The sequence below is a fragment of the Mesorhizobium sp. M7A.F.Ca.MR.362.00.0.0 genome (assembly GCF_004023175.1).
In the GTDB taxonomy this organism is placed as follows: Bacteria; Pseudomonadota; Alphaproteobacteria; order Rhizobiales; family Rhizobiaceae; genus Mesorhizobium.
This window is the reverse complement of record NZ_RZTF01000539.1, coordinates 1,433-3,423: the sequence shown is the minus strand read 5'-3', so window position 1 is coordinate 3,423 and position 1,991 is coordinate 1,433. Positions and strand designations below refer to the sequence as shown.

At 61.6% G+C, this 1,991-nt stretch carries 2 protein-coding genes; both read right to left on the bottom strand.

Annotated elements, in window-relative coordinates:
* Nucleotides 1-152: 152 nt before the first annotated feature.
* Entirely contained in the window at nucleotides 153-1,604 is a 1,452-nt protein-coding gene (gene hydA, locus EOC06_RS34705; RefSeq protein ID WP_128309932.1) for a dihydropyrimidinase, read from the bottom strand.
* A 34-nt stretch (nucleotides 1,605-1,638) separates the two neighbouring features.
* Nucleotides 1,639-1,991: contact-dependent growth inhibition system immunity protein (locus EOC06_RS34700; protein WP_206631325.1), on the bottom strand; the 353-nt coding region annotated here is incomplete at its 5' end.

Here is a 1,991-nt window from a genome sequence, read left to right as displayed (position 1 = left end):
TCTCCCCCTCACTATACGGGGAGAAGGTGCCGGCAGGCGGATGAGGGGCGGCGCCGAGTTCGGCAATTATCGGCACTGCGACACATCCCCAAAGGCGGCGCCGTGTTTGTCGGCAATCATCCGTTTCTTGGCGTTCTTCGAGCCGCGCAAGCTCAAACCCCGGTCGCCGGGATGCCGGTGCGTTCCACCTTGCGCGGCGCGGAGATTTCCTTCCACGTCGACAGCGCCCGGTTGACCGCCGCATTCGGCTCGCGGCCAACGAACTCGCCATGACCGGGCTTGGCCTTGACCTCGGCCTCCTGGATCGACAGTTCGCCACGCGAGAACACGAACCGCGGCAGACCGGTCACCTCGAACCCTTCGAACACGTTGTAGTCGATGACAGATTGCTGCTTCTTCGAGGTGATCTTCTTCTTGCGCTGGGGATCCCAGACGACGATGTCGGCGTCGGCGCCCTCTACGATGGCGCCCTTCTTCGGATACATGTTGAGGATCTTGGCGATGTTGGTCGAGGTCACCGCGACGAATTCGTTCATCGTCAGCCGACCGGTGTTGACGCCGGTGGTCCACAGCACCGGCATGCGGTCTTCAAGCCCGCCGGTGCCGTTCGGGATCTTGGTGAAATCGCCGACGCCGTTGCGCTTCTGCTTGGTGGTGAAAGCGCAATGATCGGTCGCCACCACCTGCAGCGAGCCCGCCTGCAGGCCGGCCCACAGCGAATCCTGGTGCAATTTGTTGCGGAAGGGCGGGCTCATCACGCGGCGCGCCGCATGGTCCCAGTCCTTGTCGAAATACTCGCTCTCGTCCAGCGTCAGGTGCTGGATCAGCGGTTCTCCGAACACCCGCATGCCCTTCTGGCGCGCCCGACGGATCGCTTCGTGGCTCTGCTCGCAGGAGACATGCACGACATAGAGCGGCACGCCGGCCATGTCGGCGATCATGATGGCGCGGTTGGTCGCCTCGCCTTCCACTTCGGGCGGCCGTGAATAGGCGTGGCCCTCGGGGCCGTTGTTGCCGGCAGCCAGCAGCTTCTGCGACAGGGCGGCGACCACATCGCCATTCTCGGCATGCACCAGCGGCAGCGCGCCGAGATCGGCGCAGCGCTGGAACGACGCATACATCTCGTCGTCGTCGACCATCAGCGCGCCCTTGTAGGCCATGAAATGCTTGAACGACGTGATGCCCTTGTCGACGACAGTGGCCATCTCGTCGAACACCTGCTTGCCCCACCAGGTGATCGCCATGTGGAAGGAATAGTCGCACGATGCCTTCGAGGTCTTGTTGTCCCACATCTGCAAGGCTTCGAGCAGCGACTGCTGCGGCGCCGGCAGGCAAAAATCGACCACCATCGTGGTGCCGCCGGCAAGCGCTGCACGCGTGCCGGATTCGAAATCATCGGCCGAATAGGTGCCCATGAACGGCATTTCGAGATGGGTGTGTGGGTCGATGCCGCCTGGCATGACGTAGCAGCCGGTGGCGTCGAACTCATGATCGCCATGCAGGTCCGAGCCGATGGCGACGATCTTGCCATGCTGCATCAGCACATCGGCCTTCCACGTGCGGTCGGCGGTGACGACGGTGCCGTTCTTGATGACTTTGGTCATTTTTCTTGTTCCCCTGTAATTCGCGCTGGCAGGCCTAGGCTTTCTTCGACCTCGCGCCCTGACTGTTCCAAGCTTCCCACGCGGACTCAAATTGTGGCCGGTGCTTGCCAATGTCCGAAACGGTTTGATCAAGCGACCGCAAGATCCCGTCGAGCTCCACCCACAGGTGTTGGTTCTCCATCCAGAACTTTTGCGGAATCTTGAGGCAGTTCATGAGCAGATCGCCGTCGTAGAACGCCACCCCTATCAGCGGGTTTTCAATCAGGATGGAGATTGCTTTCGGAACCACATATTCCAGCCCGAAACCCTGGCTGACCAAGAGCCTCACCTGATCCTTGGTGAGATCCCGCAACGACGTTGCCAAGGCAATGCTGGCCTGTTCGACAA